The organism is Actinorhabdospora filicis, assembly GCF_030269765.1.
Lineage (GTDB): Bacteria > Actinomycetota > Actinomycetes > Mycobacteriales > Micromonosporaceae > Actinorhabdospora > Actinorhabdospora filicis.
The window spans coordinates 54949-78729 of record NZ_BSTX01000005.1 but is presented as its reverse complement, the minus strand read 5'-3'; the positions used below and the strand labels follow the sequence as shown (position 1 = coordinate 78729).

Below are 23781 nucleotides of genomic sequence, written 5' to 3'. Positions count from 1 at the left end.
CGCCGAAGCGCGTTAGCGAACGTCCTCGGCGGGCGTGGTCGCCTCGTGCCAGAGCGCGCGCTCCTCGCCGGCGGCCCTGACCTTCTTGACCACGATCGCGGCGACGGCCACAACGCCCGCCACCAGCAAAAGCTTCTTCCACATCGGCAAGTCCCCCTATAGGAATCCGTGCTGCCGCTGAATCGCGGTAAAGCATACCTCCGGCCCGCGCGCAACCTCCGCAGCCGTACGGGGTCCGGTGGCGGTGGACACCTCGGGCGAAACCATGACGCGGGACGCTCCGACGCGGCACGATCAGGAGGCGAGAGGAGACCGTCGATGAACCACATGGGCCGAGGCCCCGATGACATGGGCGACGACGAGCAGGAGACCGACACCTCCGAGTGGGAGCGCTTCATCGAAGACCCGCCCGAGGACATGGTGATCCGCGCCGAACCCGACGGCGGAGAGATAGGCATCACCGAATGGATGCCGATGGAAACGCGTCCCGGGGACGCCCGCCGCGAGGCCGAGGAGGCCGATCCGCGCTCGGCGGAAGAGGCGGCGGAGCACGTCATCGGCGAATGACGCCGCGCCGGCGGCCCGCCAGGAGCATCACGCCCCCGGCGGCCGCGGCGAGCAGCCCGACGTGTGTGCGGGGGTCGAACATGACCCCCGCGAAGGCGGCGATCCCCGCACACGCCGCGGGGAGGATCGCCACGGCGAGCTTCTCCGGGCGCAGGCCCGGCATGAGCGCCGGGAAGACCGTGACGGACGCGCCGAGGGCGAGCATGAGCGGCCAGTACGCGTCGGCCGAGGGCCACGTGCGCGTCCAGAAGGCCGACGCGTACGCCGCCAGCACGCCGGTCAGCCCGGCCGCCGCCGCGCCGCCCGTAACCAGCCCGGCCGCCCACGCCACCGGGCGCTCGTCACGCACCCTCGGGAACGGGGCACGCGTGTGCAGCCACACGACGACGCCCACCACGGCCACCAGCGGCAGCCACAGCCATCCGCGGGCCACCACCTCGCCGATGACGCGCCGGGAGTCCTCGTCGACCGCGCGGCAGAGGATGAACGACTCCTCGTCGAGCACGCGCTCGTCGGTGGACATCGCGGTGAGCGGCAGCGGGAGCACGGCGGCCGGTGACCCGAACCCGATCACCCAGTTGCGCCCGGACACCCCCGCCAGGGTCATGGCCGCCGCGTACAGGGCCACCATCAGCGAGACCCCGACGGTGCTCCAGCCGCGATAGGGGCCGGCGAGCCCGTCCGCGGTCATCCAGAACGCCCAGGGCGCCATCGTGGCCGCGAGGAGGTTCGGCTGCGGCCACCAACATCGCCGCCAGCATGCCCGCAGCGAGCAGCAGCGCGGACGCCGCGTACGCGAAGAGTTCGGCCCGCACCGCCAGGCGTACGCCCGCGATGACCGCGACCCCGCCGCTGCCGATCATGGCCCGGGGACGCGCCCACACCGCCGGATCGGGCCCGCGACGGACCGGGGCGGGCGGTGGTAGAGGCTGGGCCGGGCACCCGCCCCAGGCGGTCAGGCCGCGTCCTCCTCCGTCCGGTCGCCTTCCTTCGGCCGGAGTCCCCGTCGTTCGAGCATGTACTCGGCGGCCTCGCGGACGCCGTCGACCTCATCGGAGGCCATCCGCTCGATCAGCTCCACCGCGCCCGGCGTGCGCCAGAAGCCCACTGCCCACGCCAGGTACTCGCGGACGCGGGGGTCGGGGTGCTCCGCCAGCCGCCGGACGCGTTCGACGGGCCCGCGGCGCTTGGCCGCGTACCAGTCGAGGACGGGCAGCAGGTCCTCGGCGGAGTCACCGGCGGCCTCCAGCCGCTCCAGCAGGACGCGGGGAGCCGGTGCGGGGCCGTCGAGGGGGTGGGGACGCCGCTCCACCAGCCGCCGCGAGCCGTAGGTGCCGCGTGGACGGCACCCGAAGCACACGCACGGCGCGACTCCGTGCGCGTCGGGTTTGTAGCGCCAGCCGACGCCCTGGGGGACGTCGCGGACGGCGTGGATCTCGCGCGGGCCGACCTTGCGGTCGATGACGACCTCCCAGCCGCGCGCCTCGGACAGGCCCGCGATGCGCGCGACGGCCTCCGCCGCCGTCGCGGGCCGGGGGGTGTCGTTGTAGCGGCCGACGGTGACGGGTTCGGCGTCGGGGACGCGCAGGTGGACCGCGACCATGCCACGCCGGGGCGTCCAGCGGGCCAGTTCGCGCGTCCACTGGTAGGTGAGCGTGAACGAGGGCAGCACCGGGAAGCAGTAGACGGGCCCGCGCAGCCCGGCGCGGCGGATCCGCTCGGCGTTGACGCGCGCGGTCAGGTGCACGAACAGGGCCATGTCAGTTCCACACCGCGTCGCGCAGGCGGTCGGCGAGCCCGACGGCGAGGTCCTGGCTGAAGTTGGCACTGATCTCGGCGTTGCCTCCGGTCATGGCCTCAAGGATGACGGGTGCGGTCAAGATCTGGTCGCCGAGGATGATCGCGACCTGCTTCTGGACGGCCCGCGAGGTCAGGTCGGCCCATCGTTGCGTGCCGGCGGTGTTGAAGGTGAGGGTGACGATCCAGCCGTTGCCGTTGGTGGCGAAGGACGCGGCGACGTCGGCGAGGTCGCCGCCGTTCATCGCGACGGGCCCCAGGAGGTATTTCTGCTTCTGGTCGCAGGCCACGGCCGCCTGCTCGGGCAGCTGGGCGTCGCGGTGGTCGAGCTGGGCGCAGCTCACGTAGGGCACGTTGAACTGGACGGCGGCGGGCAGCAGCGCGATCTCGGCGGGCGAGAGCTGCGCGAAGGGCGCCAGGACGCCCATGGACTGCGGGTCGACGGCCGGGTAGGTGAGGCTCTGGGCGAGCGCGGCGGCGTCCGGGCCGACCTTCGCCCACACGGCGTCCAGGGTGGTGGCGGTGCCTTTCAGGGTCTCGCCGGGGACGTCCTCGACGGTCTGCTCGACGACGCGGAACTGCAGCGCGCCGGGGTCGCGGACGGCCTCGGGCCACTGGAAGCGCGCCTCGGGCGGGGCGCCGCAGGCGGTCAGGACCAGCGCGAGCCCGGCCAGCAGCGGCGTCACTCGGTACTTCATCTGGGTGCCCCCTCGGCGTCCACAGTGCCCTTTTGGCACGGTACCGAGCCGGTGGGACACGCGCCAGGTCAGTCGGTGTTCCGGGCGTCCCAGCGTTCGCGGGCCTCGGCGATGACGTCCTTGTGGTCGCGGGACCAGTCGGAGAGCGCGAAGACGGCCCGGGCGAAGCTGCGGCCGATGTCGGTGAGCGCGTACTCGACCTGCGGGGGGATCGTGGCGTAGGCGGTGCGGCTGATCATCCCGTCGCGCGCGAGGCGGCGGGTGGTCACCGTCAGCATCCGCTGCGAGATGCCCGGGATGGCCCGCTGGAGCTCCCGGAAGCGCCGGACGCCCTTGGACAGCTCCACGATCACCAGGACGGTCCATTTGTCGCCCAGGCGGTCCAGGACGTCCCGGACGCCGCAGTCATCGTCGCCACACGGACCCAGGTGTGCCTGCGGGGTTACCGCGGTGTGCCCGACCGACATTGAAGTGCCTCCTTACGCCGGGGCGTTCAAGTGCCCATCCTGGTCCATGTAGTGAACGATCTTCAAGAAAGGACCACCCCCATGATCCTGGTCACCGGAGCCTCGGGCGCGCTCGGCGGGCTCATCGTCAAGGCCCTCGCCGGGCACGACGTCATCGCGGGCACCCGCGGGGAGTGGGCGGGTCCCGGGCCTTCGCGCCGCGTGGACTTCGACGACCCCGCGTCCCTGCCGGCGGCGTTCGAGGGGGTGTCGACCCTGGTGTTCGTCTCGGCCGGTTACGCCGAGGACGACGTCGTGTTCGCGCGGCACAAGGCGGTCGCCGACGCGGCGGCGCGGGCGGGCGTCCGGCACGTGATCTACACCAGCCTGACCGGCTCGGCGTCGTCGATGAGCATCGCGCTGGCGCACCGGTACACCGAGAAGGTGCTGGCCGGGGCGCCGTTCGCGGTGACGGTCCTGCGCAACGCGCTCTACGCCGAGCTGCTGGCCGGGCTCGCCGCGCCCGCGCTGGAGTCGGGCGTCCTGCCCGGGCCGCTCCGCGACGGCCGCGTGCCCCTGGTGGCCCGTGAGGACCTCGCGGAGGCCGCCGCGCGCGTCGCCGTGGACCCCGCGCCGCACGCCGGGCGCGTGTACGAGCTGGACGGGGTGGAGGAGCTCGGGCTGGAGGACCTGGCCGCGCTGCTGCCTGGGCTGCGCGACGGCGAGTCGCTGGGGGCGCTGCGGGAGTCGCTGGCCGGGTTCCCGGGGTACCAGTCGGGGCACACGGTGTCGATCTTCGCGGCGATCTCCGGCGGGCTGGTGACGCGCGGCGAGTCGGACCTGCCGGAGCTGCTGGGACGCGAGCCGCGCCCGGTCCGGCCGGTCGTGGCGGCGGCGCTGGGGAGTTAGCGGGCGAAGAACGCGCGGAGATCGCGGGCGAGGGAGAGCATGGCCTCGCCCGCGTCGTGGGTGGTGTGGGCGGTGACGGACCATTCGAGGTCGTCGTAGTGCCCGTCCTCGACCGTCCAGGTCAGCTCGACGCGGCCGGGCGAGCGGTGGACGGCGGTCACCGCGAGGGTCCCGTCCCGCCAGGCGCGCTCGCCGGGCCAGCCGCGGAAGTCGTCGGCGAGTCCCTGGACGAACGCGGCCAGGGTGGGTGTCGGCACGCAGGGCGTGCGCACGGAGAGGCCGTCGGTCTCGATCCGGATGAGGAAGTCGGCGGCGGGCTGCCCGGAGAACCTGATGGCGTTCCCGATGCGCACTTCGTCCATCGCGACAGTCTGCACGGTGGCCGACTTCGCGCGAAACTGTTTCGCACGACCTGGACCGCCCCCGAATTCGCTCGCGTGGACGAGCCCTTCGGCGCCGGTGAGCGCGCCATGCTCGACGGGTTCCTGGAGTGGCAGCGCTCGTCCCTGCTGCGCAAGTGCGCCGGGCTCACCGGTGAGCAGCTGGTCCGGCGGGCGAGTACGCGCGCCACTGCGGGCACGCCGATCTGATCCGGGAGGCGATCGACGGGGTGACCGGTGCCTAGAGCCGCCGCAGCACCTCGGCCCGCTTGCCGGCGTACTCGGCGTCGGTGATGAGCCCGCGCGCGTGCAGGTCGGCGAGGCGCTGGAGGACCGCCTCGGGGCTGTCGGCGGCGGGCACGGCGGACGGGGGCCCGCCGATGACGCCGCGGGCCGCGGCGACGAAGTGGGGTCCCTCCTTGCGGTCGACCTTGTCGACCGCGAAGCCGCCGACGCGCGAGTAGACGGAGAGCGTGCCGCGCAGGACGTTCATCCGCCAGTCGACGCCGGTGATGTCGGCGAGGTCGATGCTCTCCGGGTCGTCGTCACCGGCGATCAGGAGCAGCCGCCGCCGGGTGAGGATGAGGGCGACCTCCTCGCCGCCGATCGTGCCGGCGGTGATGGCGAGGAAGCCCTCGTCGGGTTCCATGCCGTCGAGGACCGTGCGCGCGGCCTCCTCGCCGAGCGCGAGGGCGAGGAGCACGGCGAGGCCGATGGATTCGGCGAGCGCGGGGTCGTCAGGCGTGGACATGCGTCCACTGTGGCGTGGGTCACGGGGGGTTGTCTTCGGATGATCGGGCAGGCGAGGTCGCCGGGCGAGCGAAAGGGCCGGGCCTCGTGAAGAGGCCCGGCCCTTTTGTCTGGTGGGGCTAGCTGGAATCGAACCAGCGACCCCAGAGTTATCAGCTCTGTGCTCTAACCGACTGAGCTATAGCCCCAGACGCGACGAAGCGAAACTATACCGGGTCGCCCCGGGCCTCGTCGCGCGGGTATCTACTCCTTCTCCGAGAGCGTGAGCTCGATGCCGCCGACGAGGTCGGCGCAGACGTTGTAGACGAATGCGCCGAGGGTCGCCATGGCGGTGAAGAGGACCATGTTGACCACGCCGAGCAGGGCCGATACGCCGATGACGCCGCGGGCGGTGAACTTGAAGCCCTCGCCGCCGTCGTCGGAGCCGACGAGGGAGCCGACGAGCTCGTTGAGGCTGGTGAACACGCCCATCGAGTCGAGTGCGATGTACAGGACCGTCGTGGCGACGATCAGCACGATGAACAGCACGAGGGACACGGCGAAGGAGAACTTCATCACCGACCACGGGTCGATGCGCTTGAGGTGCAGCCGCGCGCGCCGGGGGCCCCGGGCGGCGGCGGCGGACACCGCCTGCCGGGCCGCCTTGACCGCCTCGGCGACCTTGGCCGAGGAGGAGGTGGGCGGCGCCGACGGGGGGGTCAGCGCGTCGGGGGAGGTCGGGGGTGGCGTCATGCCGGGCGGCCGGGTGAACTTGCCACTCGGCGTCTCGGCCACCTCAGGCCCGCCCACGTGGGCTCGGCCGACCGCGGCCGGGCCGTTCGCCTGCGTGTCCGTCATGCGTTAAGTCCTGTTCGTCCGGCTCGTCCGCGCTGCGAGCGATAGCCACCAAAGTAACGCCTTCCGGCAGATCCATCAGCTTGACGCCCATGGTGTTTCGATCCCGTGTCCGCCGGACGGGCTTGACAGGCGTACGGATCACGCCCCCGTTGGAGGTGATGGCGAAGAGCTCGTCGTCCGGGAGGACGCTGAGCGCGCCCACCAGGCCGCCGCGGCGCTCGGTGATCTTCGCCGTCAGCACGCCCTTACCCCCTCGGCCTTGACGCGGGTACTCGTCGACCGGGGTTCGCTTGGCGTACCCACCTCCGGTGGCGACGAGGATGTCCATGCCCTCGCGCACCACCTCCATGGTAAGGAGCACATCGCCATCGGTGAAGCGCATCCCGATGACGCCGGACGTGGCGCGCCCCATGGGACGCAGGGCCTCGTCGGTGGCCTGGAAGCGGATCGCCTGGGCGTTGCGGCTGACCAGGAGCAGGTCGTCCTCGGGCCCGATGAGGGCCGCGCCGACCAGCTCGTCCTCGCCCTTGAGGTTGATGCCGATCACGCCGCCGGTGCGGTTGGAGTCGAAGTCGGAGAGCTTCGTCTTCTTCACCACACCGTCGCGGGTGGCCAGGACCAGGTAGGGCGCGACCTCGTAGTTCGTGATCTCGATGACCTGGGCGATGGTCTCGCCCGGCTGGAACGCGAGGAGGTTCGCCACGTGCTGGCCGCGGGCGGTGCGGGACGCCTCGGGGAGCTCGTAGGCCTTGGCGCGGTACACGCGGCCCTTGTTGGTGAAGAACAGGACCCAGTCGTGGGTGGAGCACACGAAGAAGTGGCTGACGATGTCGTCCTGGCGCAGCGCGGCGCCCTGGACGCCCTTGCCGCCGCGGTGCTGGGTGCGGTAGGCGTCGACCTTGGTGCGCTTGGCGTAGCCGCCGCGCGTGATCGTCACCACCACGTCCTCGCGGGCGATGAGGTCCTCCATGGAGACCTCGCCCTCGAAGGGCACGATCTTCGTGCGGCGCTCGTCGCCCCAGCGGGCCACGGTCGCCTGGAGCTCGTCCTTGATGATCAGGCGGACGCGCTCGGGCCGGGCGAGGATGTCCTCCAGGTCGGCGATCTTCGCCTCGATCTCGGCGAGCTCGTCGATGATCTTCTGCCGCTCCAGGGCCGCCAGGCGCCGCAGCTGCATGTCGAGGATCGCGGTGGCCTGGACCTCGTCGACGTCGAGGAGCCGCTGGAGGCCGGTCTTGGCCTCGTCGGCCGAGGGCGCGCGCCGGATGAGGGCGATGACCTCGTCGAGCTGGTCGAGGGCCTTGTGCAGGCCGCGCAGGATGTGGGCGCGCTCTTCGGCCTTGCGCAGGCGGTACTGGGTGCGCCGGACGATCACGTTGACCTGGTGGGCCACGTAGTGGCGGATGAACTGCGCGAGGTTCAGGGTGCGCGGCACGCCGTCGACCAGGGCGAGCATGTTCGCGCCGAAGGTCTCCTGGAGCTGCGTGTGCTTGTACAGGTTGTTCAGGACGACCTTGGCGATCGCGTCGCGCTTGAGCACCAGGATCAGGCGCATGCCGGTGCGGCCGGAGGACTCGTCGCGGATGTCGGCGATGCCGGTGAGCTTGCCCTCCTTGACCAGCTCGGCGACGCGGAGGGCGAGGTTGTCGGGGTTGACCTGGTAGGGCAGCTCGGTGACGACGAGGACGGCCCGGCCCTTGGCGTCCTCCTCCATCTCGATGACCGCGCGCATGCGGATCGAGCCGCGGCCGGTGCGGTAGGCGTCCTCGATGCCGCTGCGGCCCACGATGAGGGCGTGGGTCGGGAAGTCGGGGCCCTGGACGAGCTTGATCAGCTCTTCGAGGGTCTCCTCCTCGCCGACCTCGGGGTTGTCGAGGCACCAGTAGACGGCCTCGGCGACCTCGCGCAGGTTGTGCGGGGGGATCTTGGTGGCCATGCCGACCGCGATGCCCTCGGAGCCGTTGACCAGCAGGTTGGGGATGCGCGCGGGCAGGACGAGCGGCTCGGTGGTCTTGCCGTCGTAGTTGGGCCCGAAGTCCACCGACTCCTCGTCGATGTCCCGCATCATCTCCATGGCCATGGGATGCAGGCGCGACTCGGTGTAACGCATGGCGGCGGCGCCGTCGTTGCCGGGCGAGCCGAAGTTGCCCTGGCCGTCGACGAGCGGGTAGCGCAGCGACCACGGCTGCGCCATGCGCACGAGGGTGTCGTAGATGGACGCGTCGCCGTGCGGGTGGTACTGACCCATCACGTCGCCGACGACGCGGGAGCACTTCACGTACCCCCGGTCGGGGCGGTACCCGCCGTCGTACATGCCGTAGAGCACCTTGCGGTGCACGGGCTTGAGCCCGTCACGGACGTCCGGCAGCGCCCGGCCGACGATGACGCTCATCGCGTAGTCGAGGTAGGACTGGTGCATCTGCACCTCTACGCCGACCGGCGAGATGCGCCCGCTCGACTCCTCTTCCGACACGGTGGTCTCCGACACGGTTTACCTCTCCGAGAGCACTTGCGAGAAACTGTGGATAAGTCTGTGGATACTGTGGACAACCCGCTAGATGTCCAGGAAGCGCACGTCCTTGGCGTTGCGCTGGATGAAGTTCCGCCGCGACTCCACGTCCTCGCCCATCAGGACGCTGAAGAGCTCGTCGGCGGTTGCCGCGTCATCGAGGGTGACGCGCAGCAGCGAGCGCGTCGCCGGGTCCATCGTGGTCTCCCACAGCTCGTGGTAGTTCATCTCGCCGAGACCCTTGTAGCGCTGGATGCCGTCGAACTTGCGCGGGTCGGGCTTGCCGGCGGCGATGCCCATCTCGATGAGGCCGTCGCGCTCCTTGTCGGAGTAGGCGTACTCGACCTGGTCGCCCTTGCGGTTCCACTTGATCTTGTACAGCGGCGGCTGGGACATGTACACGTGCCCCATCTCCACCAGCGGCCGCATGAAGCGGAACAGCAGGGTGAGCAGCAGCGTGTTGATGTGCTGTCCGTCGACGTCGGCGTCGGACATCATGATCACCTTGTGGTAGCGCAGCTTCTCGATGTCGAAGTCATCGTGGATGCCGGTGCCCAGCGCGGTGATGATGGCCTGGACCTCGTTGTTCTTGAGGACCTTGTCGATGCGGGCCTTCTCCACGTTCAGGATCTTGCCGCGGATGGGCAGGATGGCCTGGGTGCGCGGGTTGCGGCCCTGCTTGGCCGAGCCGCCGGCGGAGTCGCCCTCGACGATGAAGACCTCGGACTCGCGCGGGTCGGTCGACTGGCAGTCGGCCAGCTTGCCCGGCATCGAGGAGGTCTCCAGGAGGCTCTTGCGGCGGGCCAGCTTGCGGGCCTGCGCGGCGGCCTTGCGGGCCTGCGCGGCGGCGGAGGCCTTGGTGATGATCGTCTTGGCCTCGGCGGGGTTGCGCTCGAACCAGTCGGCCAGCCGCTCGTTGACGACCTTCTGCACGAAGCCCTTGACCTCGGTGTTGCCGAGCTTGGTCTTCGTCTGGCCCTCGAACTGGGGCTCGGCGAGCTTCACCGACACGATCGCGGCCAGGCCCTCGCGGATGTCCTCACCGGACAGCCGGTCGGCCTCGCTCTTGAGGAGCTTGCGCTCCACGCCGTACTTGTTGACGATCGAGGTCAGCGCGGCCCGGAAGCCCTCTTCGTGCGTGCCGCCCTCGTGGGTGTTGATGGCGTTGGCGAAGGTGTACACCGACTCGCCGTAGGACTCGTTCCACTGGAGGGCGATCTCGGCGGACATGCCGGCCGCCTTGTCCTCGGTCTCGAAGTGGACCACGGACTTGTGCAGCGGGTTCTTCGTCGCGTTGAGGTGCCGCACGAAGTCGGCGATGCCCTCGTCGTAGCGGAAGGTGACCTCGCGCGGCTTGTCGTCCTCGAAGTACTCCGGACGCTCGTCGCGCAGGATGATCGTCAGGCCGCCGGTCAGGAAGGCCATCTCCTGGAGGCGCCGGTAGATCGTCTCGAAGTTGAACGTGATCGTCTCGAAGATCTCGGCGTCGGGCCAGAAGGCCACCGAGGACCCGGAGGTGCTGGTCTTCTCACCCTTGACCAGCGGCGAGGGCTTCTGGTTGGTGTAGTCCTGGCGGTAGACGTCGCCGTTCTTGTGGATCTCCAGCGCCATGCGCGTCGACAGCGCGTTCACCACCGACACGCCCACGCCGTGCAGACCACCGGAGACGGCGTAGGTCTTGCTGTCGAACTTGCCGCCGGCGTGCAGGATCGTCAGCGCGACCTCGACACCCGGGATGCCCAGGGTGGGGTGCGGGTCGACCGGGAAACCACGGCCGTTGTCGATGACGCGCACGCCGCCGTCTTCGAGGATGGTGACGTTGATCGTGTCGCAGAATCCCGCCATCGCCTCATCGACGGCGTTGTCCACGATCTCCTGCACGAGGTGGTGCAGACCGCGTTCACCGGTGGAGCCGATGTACATACCGGGCCGCTTGCGGACGGCCTCAAGCCCCTCCAGGACCTGGATGGAACCTGCGCCGTATTCGTCCTTTTTCGCGGCAGCGCTCACCGAGAACCCACTTTCTTCACGAGTCGTCAGTAACGGTCGGTGACTTCAAGGGAACGCACCGACCGCCACGGGCCGACTCGCCCCGGCACTCGATGGAGTGTTACCCGAACCCGCCAGCCCGTCTCGATCCTACTTGCCCCCTGCGACAGGAATGGCACCGCACGCCCTCTCATAGGGCCGTGTGGCGCCGAAAACCCCCGTCGCCGTAGTCCCCCACTCACCCCAAGGTTACCCGGACGTGTCGCGCGACCCTGGAAATCGTACGCGGCGCGGCCCGAAATTGCGGCGCGTCTGCGTCGGCCCGTGCACCCGCACCCGGGTGACCAGGCCGTGGCCCAGGTCCTCGGCGATCTTCTTCAATATCTGGCCCTGGAACAGCCGCAGCTGCGTCGCCCAGGCCGCCGACTCCGCCTCGACCACCAGCTCCTTCTCGGCCAGGCTCACCGGGTGGCAGTGCGCGGCGATCTCGGCGCCGACGATGGCCTCCCAGCGCCCGAACACGCCGTGATGGGCGGCCGGCTGCTGCCAGCCGCGGTCCTTCAGCAGCTTCGCCAGCAGCGCCGCCAGGGGCTGCGGGTCGCGCTTGTCGGGTCCCGGGCCGGTGTAACCGGCGGACTTGCGGCGGGGGCGGTAGGGCAGCCCATCCTCATACGACACGGCGGACCTCGCCCTCGGCGACGTCGTAGCGGGCACCGGTGAGCGCGGCCGGGACGTCCCCGGCCACCGCGCAGGTGACCAGGACCTGCGCGGCGCCGTCCAGCAGCTCGGCGAGCCGGTCGCGGCGGGTGGCGTCGAGCTCGGCGAACACGTCGTCGAGGATCAGCACCGGCTCGATGCCCTCGGCGCGCAGCAGGTCGTAGGACGCCAGCCGCAGCGCCAGGGCGTAGGACCAGGACTCACCGTGGCTGGCGTAGCCCTTGGCGGGCAGGTCGCCCAGCTGGAGGGCGATGTCATCGCGCTGGGGGCCGACGAGGGTCGAGCCGCGGTCGATCTCGGCGTCGCGGGCGGCGGCGAGGGCATTGAGCATCTTGGCGGTGATCAGCTCGCGGTCGGCGGTGAGCGTGCCGCGCTCGTCGTCCAGCGACGACTTGTAGGCGACGGCCGCGCGGCCCTTGCCCTGGCTGACCGCGTCGTAGGCCTTCGTGACGTAGGGCGCCAGGGCCTCCACCAGCGACAGGCGCCCGGCCAGCAGCTCCGAGCCGTACTCGGCGAGCTGCTTGTCCCAGGCCTCCAGGGTCCGCAGGTCCCCGGAGTCGGAGGCCTGGCGGCGGCCGGTGACCTTGCGCGCCAGGTAGGCGGTGCGCAGCAGCGTGTTCCGCTGCTTGAGGACCCGGTCGTAGTCGGCGCGGACGCCCGCGTAGCGCGGATGACGCGCGACCAGCAGGTCGTCCAGGAAGCGGCGGCGCTCGGCGGGCTCGCCGCGGATCAGCGCGAGGTCCTCCGGCGCGAACAGGATCACCCGCAGCGCGCCCAGGATGTCGCGGGCCCGGGGCAGCGGCTGGCGGCCCAGCCGGGCGCGGTTGGCCTTGCCGGGGACCAGCTCCAGCTCGGCGATCAGCTCGCGGCCCTCGTGGGCGATGAGCGCCCGCAGGATCGCCTTCTCGGCGCCCGCCCGCACCAGCGGCGCGTCGGCGGACACCCGGTGGCTGCCCAGGGTCGCCAGGTACCCCAGGGCCTCCACGAGGTTGGTCTTGCCGGCCCCGTTGGGACCGACGAGGACGCTCGGTCCCGGCTCCAGGTCGACCACGACGTGCGGGTACGACCTGAAGTCGATGAGCTCAAAGCGACGAACGTGCACCGTGCTCCACTGTTCTGTGCCTATCGCGTCCTCGCCGGCCTTCGCGGAGAGGTCTTTACTCGGCCTTCTTGACGGCGTGCCCGCCGAACTGGTTGCGCAGGGCCGAGACGGCCTTCATCGCCGGGGAGTCGTCCTGCCGGGACTCGAAGCGCGCGAACAGCGAGGCCGAGATCACGTGCAGCGGGACGGCCAGGCGGATGGCCTCCTCGACGGTCCAGCGGCCCTCGCCGGAGTCCGAGGAGTAGCCGGAGATGTCGGCCAGGCCCGGGTCCTCCTCCAGCGCGCGGTCCAGCAGGTCCAGCAGCCAGGAGCGGATGACGGTGCCCTCGCGCCAGGACTTGACCACGGCCGGGACGTCGGTGACGACCTCGGAGGCCTCCAGCAGCTCGTAGCCCTCGGCGTAGGCGTGCATCAGGCCGTACTCGATGCCGTTGTGAACCATCTTCGCGTAGTGCCCGGCGCCGACGCCGCCCGCGTGCACGAAGCCGAACTCGCCCTCGGGCTTGAGGGCCTCGAAGATCGGCATGAGCCGGGCGATGTTCTCGTCGGACCCGCCGACCATCAGCGCGTAGCCGTTCTTCAGGCCCCACACGCCGCCGGAGACGCCGGCGTCGACGTAGCCGACGCCCTTGGTGGCCAGGAGCTCGGCGTTCACCTTGTCGTCGGTGAAGCGGGAGTTGCCGCCGTCGATGACGATGTCGCCCTCGGAGAGCAGCTCTCCGAGGGCCTTGACGGTGTCGCGGGTCGGGTCACCGGAGGGGACCATGATCCATACCGCACGGGGGCCCTCCAGGGCCTTCACCAGGCTCTCCAGGGAGTCCACATCGGAGATCGAGGCGTCGCGGTCGTAACCGACGACGTCGTGACCGGCGTTGCGCAGGCGGGTGCGCATGTTCCCGCCCATCTTCCCGAGGCCGACGATGCCGAGCTGCATGGTGGTCCTACTTTCGCTTAGTTATCGAACCGCAAGGGCTGGAGCAGGTACTTGTAGCCCTCGATCTCGATGACCTCATCGTCGTCGCCGGGGGCCGCGCCGGTCAGCACGACCGGCTTCATCGGGTCTGTGAACGAGAGTACGGCCGTCTGCGCGTTGATGGCGGACAGACCGTCCAGCAGGTACTGCGAGTTGAAGGCCACCGTCATCGGCTCACCGTCGTACACGCAGTCCATCGCCTCGCTCGCCTTGGCGTCCTCGGTGCCGCCCGCCTCGACGACGAGACCGTCGGCGTCGATCCGGAGCTGGATGCGGGTGTCGCGCTCGGCGACCAGGGCCACACGGCGGGACACCTCCACCAGCTCGGCGGCCGTCACGCGCAGCTTGGCGTTGTAGGCGGTCGGCAGCAACGACCGTAGCTTAGGCAGCTGGCCGTCCAGAACGCGGCTGGTGGTGTGCCGGTTCTGCACCGAGAAGCCCACCAGGCCCGTGCCGCCGCCCTCGGTGGGCATGGCGATGGTCACGTCGCCGCCACCGGCGCCGAAGCTCTTGGCGGTGTCCGAGAGCGCCTTGGCCGGGATCAGCACGGTCAGGTTCACGTCGTCGTCGACCGGGGACCAGTCCAGCTCGCGGACGGCCATGCGGTAGCGGTCGGTGGCCAGCAGCGCGAAGCTGGTGCCGGTCATCTCGACCTGGACGCCGGTCATGGTCGGCAGGGTGTCGTCGCGACCGGCGGCCACGGCGACCTGGCTCACGGCGGTGGCGAACACGTCGGCGGGGATCGTGCCCACGACGCCGGGCATCGCCGGGAGCGCCGGGTAGTCCTCGACCGGCATGGTCGGCAGGGTGAAGCGCGCGCTGCCGCAGGTGATCTCGGCGTGGCCGTCGACGGCGGCGAACTCCACCGGCTTGGCCGGCAGCGCCTTGACGATCTCGGCCAGCAGTCGGCCGGAGACCAGCGCGGTGCCCGGGGCGTCGGCCTCAACGCCGACGGTGACCTGGCTGGAGATCTCGTAGTCGAACCCGGAGATGGTCAGGGCCCCGTCCTCGACCTTCAGCAGCGCACCGGCCAGTACCGGCACCGAGGGGCGGGTGGGCAGGCTCTTGGCGGTCCAGGTGACCGCGGTCGTCAGCGCGTCGCGTTCGACTCGAAATTTCATGCTCTCTCCTTGCGAGTGGTGCCGGGGCTGTCAGGCCCGGCCAAGCGAGTTTTCCACACAGCGACTGTTGTATGGATTCCTCTATAGGTAGATACCGTCGTCGTGTTCGGTGCTGTGGATACTGTGGAAAACCCTCGTTTTCCCAGCTCACCCCGGCTGACGGCCTGTGGACGTCCTGTGGAGGCACCTGGGGAAAACCACCCCGTTCATCCACAGGTTCGGCTCTCCACAGAGTTGTCCACATTCGTCCACAGCCCCGTCCACAGGGTTGCACACAGGTTTTCCCCAGGTTGTGCACACGTGGAAACGGACTTTTCCACAGAGTTGTCCACACCTCGTGCACAGGCTGTGGACACAGGCGTGTCTCCTGTGGAGGGCGCTGTGGACGAACTCGCTGAGCTGCGAAAACGTCTGTGGACAACTATCCGAGAGTTGTTCACATCCTGTGGACGAGGTGTGGACAACAGAGTGGCGAAGGGGTCTGACACGTCGGGGCCCGCGGGGTCAGTTCTGCTGCTTGATCCGGTTGGTCAGCTCGGCGATCTGGTTGTACAGGGTCCGCCGTTCGGCCATCTGCTTGCGGATCTTGCGGTCGGCGTGCATGACCGTGGTGTGGTCACGGCCACCGAAGGCCTGCCCGATGCGCGGCAGCGAGAGGTCGGTCAGCTCACGGCACAGGTACATGGCGACCTGGCGCGCGTTGACCAGGACGCGCGAGCGCGAGTGCCCGCACAGGTCCTCGTTGCTGACCGAGAAGTAAACCGCGGTGGCCTTCATGATGTCCTCGGCCGACACGTCCGGCGGGCCGTCGTTGTCCGGGATGTAGTCGGACAGGACCTGCTCGGCCAGGCTCCGGTCGATCGGGGCCCGGTTGAGGCTGGCGAAGGCGGTCACCCGGATGAGGGCGCCCTCCAGCTCGCGGATGGAGTGCTGGATGCGGCTGGCGATGTACTCTAGGGCGTCCGGCGGGGCGTCCAGGCGCTCCTGGGCGGCCTTCTTCTGGAGGATCGCGATGCGCGTCTCCAGGTCCGGCGGCTGGATGTCGGCCAGCAGGCCCCACTCGAAGCGGGTGCGCAGACGGTCTTCGAGGGTCGACAGCTGCTTGGGCGAGCGGTCGGAGGTGATGACGATCTGCTTGTTGGCGTTGTGGAGGGTGTTGAAGGTGTGGAAGAACTCCTCCTGCGTCCGCTCGGCGCGCTCCAGGAACTGGATGTCGTCGATGAGGAGGATGTCGACGTCGCGGTAGCGGCGCTGGAAGGCCTGCCGCTTGTCGTCGCGCAGGGAGTTGATGAAGTCGTTGGTGAACTCCTCGGTCGACACGTACCGGACGCTGCGGGCGTTGCCCAGCCCGGTGGCGTAGTGGCCGATGGCGTGCACGAGGTGCGTCTTGCCCAGCCCGGAGTCCCCGTAGATGAAGAGCGGGTTGTAGGCCTTGGCGGGCGATTCGGCGACGGCGACCGCGGCGGCGTGCGCGAAGCGGTTGGAGGAGCCGATGACGAAGGTGTCGAAGTTGTACTTGGCGTTCAGCCGCGAGGCGTTGGCCGGTACCGAGGACGTGTTCTGCGCCCCCACCGGGCGCTGCGGCATCGGCGAGCGGTCGGCCGGCGAGGTGTCGTCGATCGGCGACGGGGGCGCCACCGGCGGGACGTAGACCGGGGGCTCGGGCTGGCGCGGGACGACCGGCGGGGCCGGCTCGATCGGGGCCAGGTTGTGCACGGGCGCCTGCGGGTGCGGCTGGGGAGGCAGCGGCAGCGGCGCCTGCTGGGGCGCGGGCTGCTCGTCGGGCGCGGGGGGACGCACGGTCACCGCGATCTGCACCGGGCGGGCCAGGTGGTGCCCGAGCGCCTCGGTGAGCGTGGTCCGCAGCCGGGACTCGAAGGCCTCGCGCGCGAACTGGTTCGGCGCGGCGATGATGACGGTGTCCTCGAAGAGCCCGAGGGGCTGGGTGAGGCGGAGCCAGGCGCGCTGCTGCGCCGACAGGCCCGAGCCGCTCAGTTCTTCGGCCACCAGCCGCCAGACGACGGTGAGGTCGATTGAAGCGGTCGGCATGCCATCGGTCGTGTCGCCTGCCACGGCGGTCCCACCCCCATGATCGTGATCGGTTATCCACAGGTTATCCACAGGCTGTGCACGACCTGTGGGGTGTGCCGCCTCTGTGAACTCCGCCCCGAAAAAAATCGGGCATATCACGACACAATGGTGCGGCGCAGTCGGTTTCGAGTATGGAAGCGATGCCCGGATGACCCGCACGCAGCTGGCACGCTAGTCTCTGGCGGGCCTGTGCACAAGCGTTGTCCACAGGTGCCTGTGGATTATCGCCGCGTGGTGGGGACGTCGCTCCACCCGGCCCCGAGTTGCCGCTTCCAGGCGACCCAAGTACTGTTGACCGGCCGTATCCGGGCTGTCGCATGCCCATTGGTACGCTGGTGCAGCCACGCGCGTGAGCCGCCCCGGTATCGATGGGTGTCACGCCCCGGCGCGTCAGACGACCGGCTCAACTCCGAGCCGGACCCCGCAATACCGAACTTGGAGTCCCGACCGTGAGCAAGCGCACCTTCCAGCCGAACAACCGCCGCCGCGCGAAGACCCACGGCTTCCGGCTGCGCATGCGCACCCGTGCCGGGCGCGCCATCATCGCCCTGCGTCGTCGCAAGGGCCGCGAGCGCCTGTCGGCCTGACGCCCCGGCGTTCACCAGACTTTTGAAGAGGCCCGCTCGTGCTGCCCAAGGCCGCGCGGCTGCGGAACCGCGCTGACTTCTCCGCCACCATGCGGGGACGTCGCGCTGCTCGCGGCGCGGTAGTCGTCCACCTCAAGCAGGGAGACGGCGCTCATGGGGCACGGGCGGGTTTCGTCGTGTCCAAGGCCGTCGGCGGCGCCGTGGTGCGCAACCGCGTGAAGAGACGGCTCCGTCACCTCGTCGCCGAGCGGCTCCCGGCATGGACGCCCGGAACCGACGTGGTGGTAAGGGCACTCCCCCTCGCCGCGGAGCGCGGTTACGCCGAACTCGCCGCCGATCTGGACGCGGCGATCGCGCTGGCCCGCAAGCCCCGGGAGCGTCGCGGATGACCATGGCCCGGCTCCTGTCGCTGCCCATCGTCGCGTACCGTCGATGGATAAGCCCGGCACTGCCGGCCCGCTGCCGCTTCTACCCGTCCTGTAGCGCTTACGCCTTGGAGGCGGTCGAGACGCACGGGGCGGCGCGAGGGTTCCACCTGGCGGTCCGCAGGCTGCTGCGCTGCCACCCGTTCCACCCGGGCGGTTACGACCCGGTCCCTCCGGCTAGGGGGCGCAGCGCCACCGAGCCTGAGCAGAAGGAGTACTAGGTGTCGGGCATCTTCCCGCTCGAATGGCTCTATTGGAGCATTTCGTGGCTCCTGCTGAGCTGGCATTCCCTCTGGGACTCGATCCTGCCCGACGGCCGCTTTCTCGGCACGGACTGGTCGTGGATCCTGGCGATCATCTTCCTGGTGATCACCATCCGGATCCTGGTGTTCCCGCTGTTCGTCAAGCAGATCAAGTCGCAGCGGGCCATGCAGGCGCTCCAGCCGAAGGTCAAGGAGCTCCAGACCAAGTACAAGCACGACCGCCAGGAAATGCAGAAGCAGCTCATGGAGCTGTACCGCAAGGAGAAGGCCAACCCGCTCATGGGCTGCCTTCCCATCCTGCTCCAGTCGCCGGTGTTCATCGGTCTGCTGCACGTCCTGCGCCGCGTGCACCCGGGCAACACCCAGAAGACGCTTTACGGCTGGTCGGCCGATCAGTTCGACAGCTTCCTGGACTCGCGCCTGTTCAACGCGCCGATCTGGTCCTCCTTCCGCACCGCCGCCGACCAGCTCACGTCGGTCGGCAGCAGCCAGGTCACCGTCAAGATCGTCGCCTCCGTCCTGATCGCGACGATGGTCTTCACGACCTACATGACCTCGCGTCAGATGATCCTCAAGACCGGCTGGGCCGAGGACCGCCAGCAGAAGATGATGCAGCGCCTGATGCTCTACGGCATCCCGGCTACGCTGCTCATCTCCGGCGTGATGTTCCCGCTCGGTGTGGTCCTGTACTGGGTGATCTCGAATGGATTCTCCCTCGGTCAGCAGATGTGGGTGCTGCGGAAGTATCCGCCGCCCAAGATGGCGACCTCCGGGGGCAAGACCACCGGGAAGCCGGGCTCGAAGGCGGCCGAGAAGGCCCGCGTCGAGGCTGAGAGCCGTCAGAAGGAACTCGCGCCCAAGCCCGGCGCGCGCCCGGCCAACCCGAAAAAGGGCGGCACCCGCAAGGGTGCCGGGAAGTAAGAGAGAGGCAGCACGTGGCTGACACGACCACAGAAGTTGCGCAGTCCGGGGCCGGGGTGGACACCGATGCCTTGTTCCAGCAGAGCGAGATCGCGGCCGACTACGTCGAGGGCCTCCTCGACATCCTCGACCTCGACGGGGACATCGATGAGCTCGTGAAGGACGACCGTCCCATCGTGGAGGTCGTCGGAGCGGGCCTGACCCAGCTCGTCGGACCCGCCGGCGCCACCCTGGAGGCCCTCCAGGAGCTGACCCGCCTCGCGGTGTTCCGCAAGAACGGCGAGCACAGCCGGCTCATGCTCGACATCGGCGGCTTCCGCGCCACCCGTCGCAGCGAGCTCCAGGCCCTCGCCAAGAAGGTCGCCGACGAGGTCGCCCAGTACGGCAACCCCGTTCGTCTCGACCCGATGAACGCCTTCGAGCGCAAGTGCGTGCACGACGTCATCAACGCCCGCAAGGACGTGGTGAGCGAATCCGAGGGTGTCGAACCCGACCGCCGCGTGATCGTGAGCCCGGCTTGAGTTCGGCCGAACCGACCCCGAACGGCCCCTCCCTCGCGGAGGGGCCGTTCCTCGTGGTGGCCACTTCTCTCTTCGGCGACCGGCTGCCCCTCGCGGAGGCCTACGCCGAGCTGCTCGCCACCGACGGCGTCACGCGCGGCCTGATCGGGCCGCGCGAGGTCCCGCGCCTGTGGGACCGGCACCTGCTGAACTGTGCGGTCCTGGGTGAACTGATCGACGAGGGGACGGCGGTGATCGACGTGGGCTCGGGGGCGGGCCTGCCCGGAATCCCGCTGGCCATCGCGCGCCCGGACCTCCAGCTGATGCTGGTGGAGCCGATGCTGCGCCGGACCACATTCCTGGAGGAGGCGGTCGCCGCCCTCGGGCTGGACAACGTCACCGTCTTCCGTGGCCGGGCGGAGGATTGCGACGTCGCCGCGCCCGTGGTGACCGCCCGCGCGGTCGCCGACCTCGGCAAGCTGAGCCGCTGGTGCCTGCCCCTGGTCGCGCGCGGCGGCGAGCTGCTGGCCATGAAGGGCGGCTCGGCGCAGGAGGAGATGACCGAGCATGCCCGCGCGATCCGCAAGGCGCGCGGCGGCGAGCCGGAACTCGTGCTGTGCGGCGTGGGGATGCTGGAGCCGCCGACGACGGTGGTGCGGGTACCGCGCCGGGGGTAGGGGCTGGTTTTCGCTTTTTCGCTTAACGGCGGTCGGGTGGGGATCCGGCCGCCGTTTCGTGTGCGGTGGGACGGGTCAGTCCCACCAGAAGTGCCAGCGGGTGGAGGCCGCGAGGCCCGGCCCCTGGACGGTGTGGTCCGGGCAGAAGGCCAGATGCTCACCGGCCACGCGGACCGGGTCGGCCGGCGGGACGGCCAGACTCACCCACAGTTCGGCGAATCCGGCGGCGACCACACGGGCACCGTAGCGCCGCTCCCAGTCGGCGAGGATCGCGGTATAGGGCGCGAAGTCGGCCCCGTAGTTGGCCGGGCCCGACCATCCCGCGGACGCCAGCGCCTCGGCGGCGCTGCGTCCCCGGGCCAGCACGAGCCTCAGCGGCTGACGCACGGCCAGCAGCTCCTCCGCCAGCTCGTCCTCCGAGCGGTCGGCCGCCTCGACGGCGAACGACTCCCCCGCTGCTGTGCCGGGCCACGCGCGCCCGTCGCCGCGGCGTTCCCACCATCGCGCGAGTGTCGCGGCCGGGTCGTGTGCGGCGGGTGAGCTCGTGTCGTCGGGGAAGCACTCCCCCGATCCCCACGGGCGGAACGGTTCGCGGGGGTCGTCGTCGAGTGGGGCGGCGAGTACGGGCGCCAGGCCGGTGGCCGCGCGGGTGGCGACCAGGTCGCGCCAGAGGGAGATCCCGATCGGCCCGTCCGAGAGCCAGTGCGACTCACTCCCGTCGCCCTCGTCGCCGTGGATGATCCGGCCGGGCGGGAGCGGCACGGGGTGGGCGGCGAGCAGATCAGCGAGCATCCCGGGAATGTAGCCGATCCCCGCGACGGGCTTGCGCGGTCGCCCAAACCCTTGCGAGGCGGGCGATCCGGCGATGTTTCACGTGAAACACACTCTCCTCCCGAGCCCTCATCGCGACCGCTCCCCTGCTCCGCCGGTCGCCGTTTCACGTGAAACATGCGCGGCTTCAACTCGCGTATCGGATACCCGGGTGTCGGATGGCGACGGTGCACCGAAGCCTCGTAGTCTGTCGTGGCATGCGCGCGCTCGTTTCACGTGAAACATCGGCCGCGCGCGTGTCGTGTCCTACGCGACGAGGGTGTGGATGATGTCTGAAGATGCGACCCCGCTGGGCGGCAATTCGAGCCATCGGCGGATCCGGGAGATGCTCGACGCCGCTCAGGCCGCCGGGAAGTCATCACATGAGGCTGCTCCTTTAAGAGTCGACAAGCCGAGGCGAGAAACGACCGATCCGGGGGAGCGAGAGATGCGGCAGATCTACACCGACGACGAATCAGAACGCAGAGCCAGCAGAGTGGGCCCCGGCGGGGTGTACCCGCAGAGCCGGGGCGGGCGGCACGCCAATGAGGAGAAGGCCGCCGCCGCCGCGCTGCCGTCCGGGCCGCGGAAGCCCGCGGAGGAAGAGGACGACCTGCCGCTCGCCCTGGAGGCGAAGCGCGCGGTGAAGGTCCTGAACCCGGGTGGGGACGTGCTGATGCCGCGTCCGCCGCACTGCCGGATCATCGCCGTGGCCAACCAGAAGGGCGGCGTCGGTAAGACGACCTCGGCGGTGAACTTGGCTGTATCCCTTGCGCTGCATGGGAACCGGGTCATGGTGATCGACCTCGACCCGCAGGGGAACGCGTCCACGGGCCTCGGCGTCGAGCACCACACCGAGGTGCCGAGCATCTACGACTCGCTCATCGAGAGCGTGCCGCTGAACGAGGTCGCCGCGTCCGTCGAGGGCATCCCGAACCTGTGGTGCGTCCCGGCGACCATCGACCTGGCCGGCTCCGAGGTGGAGCTGGTGTCGATGGTGGCGCGCGAATCGCGGCTGCGGATGGCGATCGAGGGCTTCGAGCAGGAGCTCGACTACGTCTTCATCGACTGCCCGCCGTCCCTCGGACTGCTCACCGTCAACGCGATGGTGGCCGCGGCCGAGGTGCTCATCCCGATCCAGTGCGAGTACTACGCCCTGGAGGGACTCGGCCAGCTCCTGCGCAACATCGAGCTCGTCAAGGCGCACCTGAACCCGCACCTGCGCGTCTCCACGATCCTGCTGACGATGTACGACAGCCGCACCAAACTCGCCGACCAGGTCGAGCAGGAGGTGCGCGGGCACTTCGGGGACACCGTCCTCAAGTCCGTCGTCCCCCGCAACGTGCGCGTGTCCGAGGCGCCGGGCTACGGCCAGTCGGTCATGACCTACGACCCCGGATCGCGTGGCGCGACGAGCTACTTCGAAGCCGCCGAAGAGATCGCCGTTCGCGGCGCCGCGATGGGAGGCGAGCGCTGATGGCTCCTCCGAAGCGACGTGGGCTCGGCCGTGGACTCGGCGCCCTCATCCCCACCGACGTCTCCGAACTGACCTCCGAGGCGCCGCCCGCTCCGGCCCCGGTGGCCGTGATCGACAAGCCGCCGGTTCCGGCGCAGGTCGATGTTTCACGTGAAACGGTGCCGCCCGCCCCCGTGGTGCAGGCGCCGCCGGCCGAGGACGAGACGCCGGGCCTGTCCCCCGTCCCGGGCGCGAAGTTCCGGGTCGTCCCGCTCGACGCGATCGTGGTCAACCCGAAGCAGCCGCGTGAGGTCTTCGACGAGGAGGCCCTGGAGGAGCTGAAGGCGTCCATCCGCGAGGTCGGGCTCCTCCAGCCGATCGTCGTGCGGCCCTACATCCAGGAGACCGAGGAGGGCACCCTCTCCCGCTACGAGCTCATCATGGGCGAGCGGCGGCTGCGGGCCTCCCGCGGACTCGGGCTGGAGTCGATCCCGGCGATCATCCGGGACACCCGCGACGAGGACATGCTCCGCGACGCCCTCCTGGAGAACATCCACCGCGCGCAGCTGAACCCGCTCGAAGAGGGCGCGGCCTACCAGCAGCTGCTGGAGGAGTTCGGGGTGACGCAGGAGGAGCTGTCCCGCCGCATCGGCCGCAGCCGCCCGCAGATCTCCAACACCATCCGCCTGCTGAACCTGCCGGGCCCCGTGCAGCGGCGGGTGGCGGCGGGCGTCCTGTCCGCCGGGCACGCCCGCGCGCTCCTCGGTCTGGCGACCTCCGAGGCACAGGAGGCGCTCGCCAAGCGGATCGTCGCCGAGGGGCTCTCCGTCCGGACCACCGAGGAACTCGTCCAGCAGGCCGATGTTTCACGTGAAACGGAGACCGGTGGGGCCGCCCGCCGGAAGCCCCGGGTCAACGCGCCCGGCGTGGACGATCTGGCGAACCGGCTCGCGGACCACTTCGAGACCCGCGTGAAGGTGAACCTCGGCCAGCGCAAGGGACGCATCACGATCGAGTTCGCGACGGTCTCCGACCTGGAGCGAATCGTGGACATGATGCGCCTCGATCAAGAGAAGGCGGCGGAGTAGCTCCCGCGCCGTTTCACGTGAAACAACGCCGAAGGGCCGGACGAGCGTCCGGCCCTTCGGCGTTGCCGATTGATTCTCCACATGAGAGGATCAAGGTTCCTGCGAACCGAAGGAGGTGACGCCGTGGCTTCCCACATCAGTCACCCGGGCGTCCTCCGCCATCGGAGT

At 70.1% G+C, this 23781-nt stretch carries 26 protein-coding genes, 1 tRNA gene and 2 pseudogenes; 12 read left to right on the top strand and 17 right to left on the bottom strand.

Annotated features, from left to right (window positions below; translation table 11 throughout):
- Positions 1–12 precede the first annotated feature (12 nt).
- Positions 13–144 (bottom strand): DLW-39 family protein, encoded by a 132-nt coding sequence (locus QSK10_RS29465; protein WP_285666574.1) that lies wholly within the window; start codon positions 142–144, stop codon positions 13–15.
- Positions 145–318: 174 nt separating this feature from the next.
- On the opposite strand from QSK10_RS29465, the gene QSK10_RS29460 reads away from it, so the two are divergent.
- Positions 319–567, top strand: coding sequence for a hypothetical protein (locus QSK10_RS29460; RefSeq protein ID WP_285666572.1), 249 nt, complete (start codon positions 319–321; stop codon positions 565–567).
- Here QSK10_RS29460 and QSK10_RS29455 read toward each other — a convergent pair.
- The 4 genes from QSK10_RS29455 to QSK10_RS29440 form a co-directional block, all read right to left on the bottom strand.
- Positions 554–1258, bottom strand: a complete 705-nt coding sequence (locus tag QSK10_RS29455) for a hypothetical protein (RefSeq protein WP_285666570.1) — start codon at positions 1256–1258, stop codon at positions 554–556. The two genes, QSK10_RS29460 and QSK10_RS29455, sit on opposite strands and share 14 nt — an antisense overlap.
- 264 nt (positions 1259–1522) lie before the next feature.
- Positions 1523–2326, bottom strand: a complete 804-nt coding sequence (locus tag QSK10_RS29450) for a HEAT repeat domain-containing protein (RefSeq protein ID WP_285666568.1) — start codon at positions 2324–2326, stop codon at positions 1523–1525.
- Between the two features lies 1 nt (position 2327).
- Positions 2328–3062 carry a SecDF P1 head subdomain-containing protein gene (locus tag QSK10_RS29445; protein ID WP_285666566.1) on the bottom strand — a complete coding sequence of 245 codons (735 nt, stop codon included), beginning with the start codon at positions 3060–3062 and terminating at the stop codon, positions 2328–2330.
- A gap of 68 nt (positions 3063–3130) precedes the next feature.
- Positions 3131–3529, bottom strand: coding sequence for a winged helix-turn-helix transcriptional regulator (locus tag QSK10_RS29440; RefSeq protein ID WP_285666562.1), 399 nt, complete (start codon positions 3527–3529; stop codon positions 3131–3133).
- Between the two features lie 81 nt (positions 3530–3610).
- Between QSK10_RS29440 and QSK10_RS29435 the strand changes: the two genes are divergently transcribed.
- On the top strand, positions 3611–4417 hold the full coding sequence (locus QSK10_RS29435) for an NmrA family NAD(P)-binding protein (protein ID WP_285666561.1): 807 nt from the start codon (positions 3611–3613) through the stop codon (positions 4415–4417).
- On the opposite strand, the gene QSK10_RS29430 is transcribed toward QSK10_RS29435, so the two are convergent.
- Positions 4414–4779: a DUF6228 family protein gene (locus QSK10_RS29430; RefSeq protein ID WP_285666559.1), complete on the bottom strand. Its 366-nt coding sequence runs from the start codon at positions 4777–4779 to the stop codon at positions 4414–4416. The two genes, QSK10_RS29435 and QSK10_RS29430, sit on opposite strands and share 4 nt — an antisense overlap.
- 75 nt (positions 4780–4854) lie before the next feature.
- Between QSK10_RS29430 and QSK10_RS29425 the strand changes: the two genes are divergently transcribed.
- Positions 4855–5007, top strand: coding sequence for a DinB family protein (locus QSK10_RS29425; protein WP_285666557.1), 153 nt, complete (start codon positions 4855–4857; stop codon positions 5005–5007).
- Positions 4995–5042: pseudogene (locus QSK10_RS34220) on the top strand (hypothetical protein); the annotation flags it as partial. The gene QSK10_RS29425 and the pseudogene QSK10_RS34220, both read left to right, overlap by 13 nt.
- Here the strand turns inward: QSK10_RS34220 and QSK10_RS29420 are convergent.
- The 10 genes and pseudogenes from QSK10_RS29420 to dnaA form a co-directional block, all read right to left on the bottom strand.
- Positions 5039–5548: an SHOCT domain-containing protein gene (locus QSK10_RS29420; RefSeq protein ID WP_285666555.1), complete on the bottom strand. Its 510-nt coding sequence runs from the start codon at positions 5546–5548 to the stop codon at positions 5039–5041. The pseudogene QSK10_RS34220 and the gene QSK10_RS29420 sit on opposite strands and share 4 nt — an antisense overlap.
- A gap of 110 nt (positions 5549–5658) precedes the next feature.
- A tRNA-Ile gene (locus QSK10_RS29415) sits at positions 5659–5735 on the bottom strand.
- Between the two features lie 55 nt (positions 5736–5790).
- On the bottom strand, positions 5791–6384 hold the full coding sequence (locus QSK10_RS29410) for a DUF3566 domain-containing protein (RefSeq protein ID WP_285666553.1): 594 nt from the start codon (positions 6382–6384) through the stop codon (positions 5791–5793).
- Between the two features lie 7 nt (positions 6385–6391).
- A pseudogene (gene gyrA / locus QSK10_RS29405) lies at positions 6392–8872 on the bottom strand (DNA gyrase subunit A); the annotation flags it as partial.
- Positions 8873–8938: 66 nt separating this feature from the next.
- A complete protein-coding gene (gyrB, locus tag QSK10_RS29400) occupies positions 8939–10903 on the bottom strand; it encodes a DNA topoisomerase (ATP-hydrolyzing) subunit B (protein WP_285666551.1) in 1965 nt (654 codons plus the stop codon).
- A gap of 228 nt (positions 10904–11131) precedes the next feature.
- Positions 11132–11560 (bottom strand): DciA family protein, encoded by a 429-nt coding sequence (locus QSK10_RS29395; protein ID WP_285666549.1) that lies wholly within the window; start codon positions 11558–11560, stop codon positions 11132–11134.
- Positions 11550–12701, bottom strand: coding sequence for a DNA replication/repair protein RecF (gene recF, locus QSK10_RS29390; protein WP_285666548.1), 1152 nt, complete (start codon positions 12699–12701; stop codon positions 11550–11552). Before recF ends, QSK10_RS29395 begins: the two co-directional genes overlap by 11 nt.
- A 55-nt stretch (positions 12702–12756) precedes the next feature.
- Positions 12757–13635 carry a phosphogluconate dehydrogenase (NAD(+)-dependent, decarboxylating) gene (gene gnd / locus QSK10_RS29385; protein WP_285666547.1) on the bottom strand — a complete coding sequence of 293 codons (879 nt, stop codon included), beginning with the start codon at positions 13633–13635 and terminating at the stop codon, positions 12757–12759.
- Between the two features lie 17 nt (positions 13636–13652).
- Entirely contained in the window at positions 13653–14795 is a 1143-nt protein-coding gene (gene dnaN, locus QSK10_RS29380) for a DNA polymerase III subunit beta (protein WP_285666546.1), read from the bottom strand.
- Between the two features lie 504 nt (positions 14796–15299).
- A complete protein-coding gene (gene dnaA / locus QSK10_RS29375; protein ID WP_285666545.1) occupies positions 15300–16844 on the bottom strand; it encodes a chromosomal replication initiator protein DnaA in 1545 nt (514 codons plus the stop codon).
- Positions 16845–17335: 491 nt separating this feature from the next.
- Between dnaA and rpmH the strand changes: the two genes are divergently transcribed.
- Genes rpmH through rsmG form a run of 6 tightly spaced genes read left to right on the top strand, consistent with a single transcriptional unit; the run spans position 17336 to position 20259 of the window.
- Positions 17336–17473, top strand: a complete 138-nt coding sequence (gene rpmH / locus QSK10_RS29370) for a 50S ribosomal protein L34 (protein WP_184791248.1) — start codon at positions 17336–17338, stop codon at positions 17471–17473.
- A gap of 38 nt (positions 17474–17511) precedes the next feature.
- Positions 17512–17862 (top strand): ribonuclease P protein component, encoded by a 351-nt coding sequence (rnpA, locus tag QSK10_RS29365; RefSeq protein ID WP_285666544.1) that lies wholly within the window; start codon positions 17512–17514, stop codon positions 17860–17862.
- Positions 17859–18119: a membrane protein insertion efficiency factor YidD gene (gene yidD / locus QSK10_RS29360; protein WP_285666542.1), complete on the top strand. Its 261-nt coding sequence runs from the start codon at positions 17859–17861 to the stop codon at positions 18117–18119. The genes rnpA and yidD overlap by 4 nt, the downstream gene beginning before the upstream one ends.
- Positions 18120–18128: 9 nt before the next feature.
- Positions 18129–19082: a membrane protein insertase YidC gene (gene yidC, locus QSK10_RS29355; protein ID WP_285666898.1), complete on the top strand. Its 954-nt coding sequence runs from the start codon at positions 18129–18131 to the stop codon at positions 19080–19082.
- Between the two features lie 14 nt (positions 19083–19096).
- The gene (locus QSK10_RS29350) at positions 19097–19603 is read left to right on the top strand and encodes a Jag family protein (RefSeq protein WP_285666541.1); all 507 of its coding nucleotides are present in this window, start codon (positions 19097–19099) and stop codon (positions 19601–19603) included.
- 56 nt (positions 19604–19659) lie between these two features.
- A complete protein-coding gene (gene rsmG, locus QSK10_RS29345; protein ID WP_349497714.1) occupies positions 19660–20259 on the top strand; it encodes a 16S rRNA (guanine(527)-N(7))-methyltransferase RsmG in 600 nt (199 codons plus the stop codon).
- Positions 20260–20334: 75 nt separating this feature from the next.
- Here rsmG and QSK10_RS29340 read toward each other — a convergent pair whose 3' ends face one another.
- On the bottom strand, positions 20335–21051 hold the full coding sequence (locus QSK10_RS29340; protein ID WP_285666537.1) for a DUF4253 domain-containing protein: 717 nt from the start codon (positions 21049–21051) through the stop codon (positions 20335–20337).
- Between the two features lie 364 nt (positions 21052–21415).
- On the opposite strand from QSK10_RS29340, the gene QSK10_RS29335 reads away from it, so the two are divergent.
- On the top strand, positions 21416–22546 hold the full coding sequence (locus tag QSK10_RS29335; protein ID WP_432705380.1) for a ParA family protein: 1131 nt from the start codon (positions 21416–21418) through the stop codon (positions 22544–22546).
- Positions 22546–23613, top strand: coding sequence for a ParB/RepB/Spo0J family partition protein (locus QSK10_RS29330; RefSeq protein ID WP_285666534.1), 1068 nt, complete (start codon positions 22546–22548; stop codon positions 23611–23613). Before QSK10_RS29335 ends, QSK10_RS29330 begins: the two co-directional genes overlap by 1 nt.
- Positions 23614–23781 lie beyond the last annotated feature (168 nt).

What these genes read in the sequence shown, in the direction of transcription:
- gnd (WP_285666547.1), bottom strand. Translation starts at nt 13,635, where the DNA reads ATGCAGCTCGGCATCGTCGGCCTCGGGAAGATGGGCGGGAACATGCGC.
- QSK10_RS29420 (WP_285666555.1), bottom strand. Translation starts at nt 5,548, where the DNA reads ATGTCCACGCCTGACGACCCCGCGCTCGCCGAATCCATCGGCCTCGCC.
- dnaA (WP_285666545.1), bottom strand. Translation starts at nt 16,844, where the DNA reads ATGCCGACCGCTTCAATCGACCTCACCGTCGTCTGGCGGCTGGTGGCC.
- QSK10_RS29450 (WP_285666568.1), bottom strand. Translation starts at nt 2,326, where the DNA reads ATGGCCCTGTTCGTGCACCTGACCGCGCGCGTCAACGCCGAGCGGATC.
- QSK10_RS29445 (WP_285666566.1), bottom strand. Translation starts at nt 3,062, where the DNA reads ATGAAGTACCGAGTGACGCCGCTGCTGGCCGGGCTCGCGCTGGTCCTG.
- dnaN (WP_285666546.1), bottom strand. Translation starts at nt 14,795, where the DNA reads ATGAAATTTCGAGTCGAACGCGACGCGCTGACGACCGCGGTCACCTGG.
- QSK10_RS29330 (WP_285666534.1), top strand. Translation starts at nt 22,546, where the DNA reads ATGGCTCCTCCGAAGCGACGTGGGCTCGGCCGTGGACTCGGCGCCCTC.
- QSK10_RS29340 (WP_285666537.1), bottom strand. Translation starts at nt 21,051, where the DNA reads ATGCTCGCTGATCTGCTCGCCGCCCACCCCGTGCCGCTCCCGCCCGGC.
- QSK10_RS29410 (WP_285666553.1), bottom strand. Translation starts at nt 6,384, where the DNA reads ATGACGGACACGCAGGCGAACGGCCCGGCCGCGGTCGGCCGAGCCCAC.
- QSK10_RS29435 (WP_285666561.1), top strand. Translation starts at nt 3,611, where the DNA reads ATGATCCTGGTCACCGGAGCCTCGGGCGCGCTCGGCGGGCTCATCGTC.
- QSK10_RS29455 (WP_285666570.1), bottom strand. Translation starts at nt 1,258, where the DNA reads ATGACCGCGGACGGGCTCGCCGGCCCCTATCGCGGCTGGAGCACCGTC.
- QSK10_RS29440 (WP_285666562.1), bottom strand. Translation starts at nt 3,529, where the DNA reads ATGTCGGTCGGGCACACCGCGGTAACCCCGCAGGCACACCTGGGTCCG.
- QSK10_RS29430 (WP_285666559.1), bottom strand. Translation starts at nt 4,779, where the DNA reads ATGGACGAAGTGCGCATCGGGAACGCCATCAGGTTCTCCGGGCAGCCC.
- QSK10_RS29335 (WP_432705380.1), top strand. Translation starts at nt 21,416, where the DNA reads ATGCTCGACGCCGCTCAGGCCGCCGGGAAGTCATCACATGAGGCTGCT.
- QSK10_RS29465 (WP_285666574.1), bottom strand. Translation starts at nt 144, where the DNA reads ATGTGGAAGAAGCTTTTGCTGGTGGCGGGCGTTGTGGCCGTCGCCGCG.
- QSK10_RS29460 (WP_285666572.1), top strand. Translation starts at nt 319, where the DNA reads ATGAACCACATGGGCCGAGGCCCCGATGACATGGGCGACGACGAGCAG.
- yidD (WP_285666542.1), top strand. Translation starts at nt 17,859, where the DNA reads ATGACCATGGCCCGGCTCCTGTCGCTGCCCATCGTCGCGTACCGTCGA.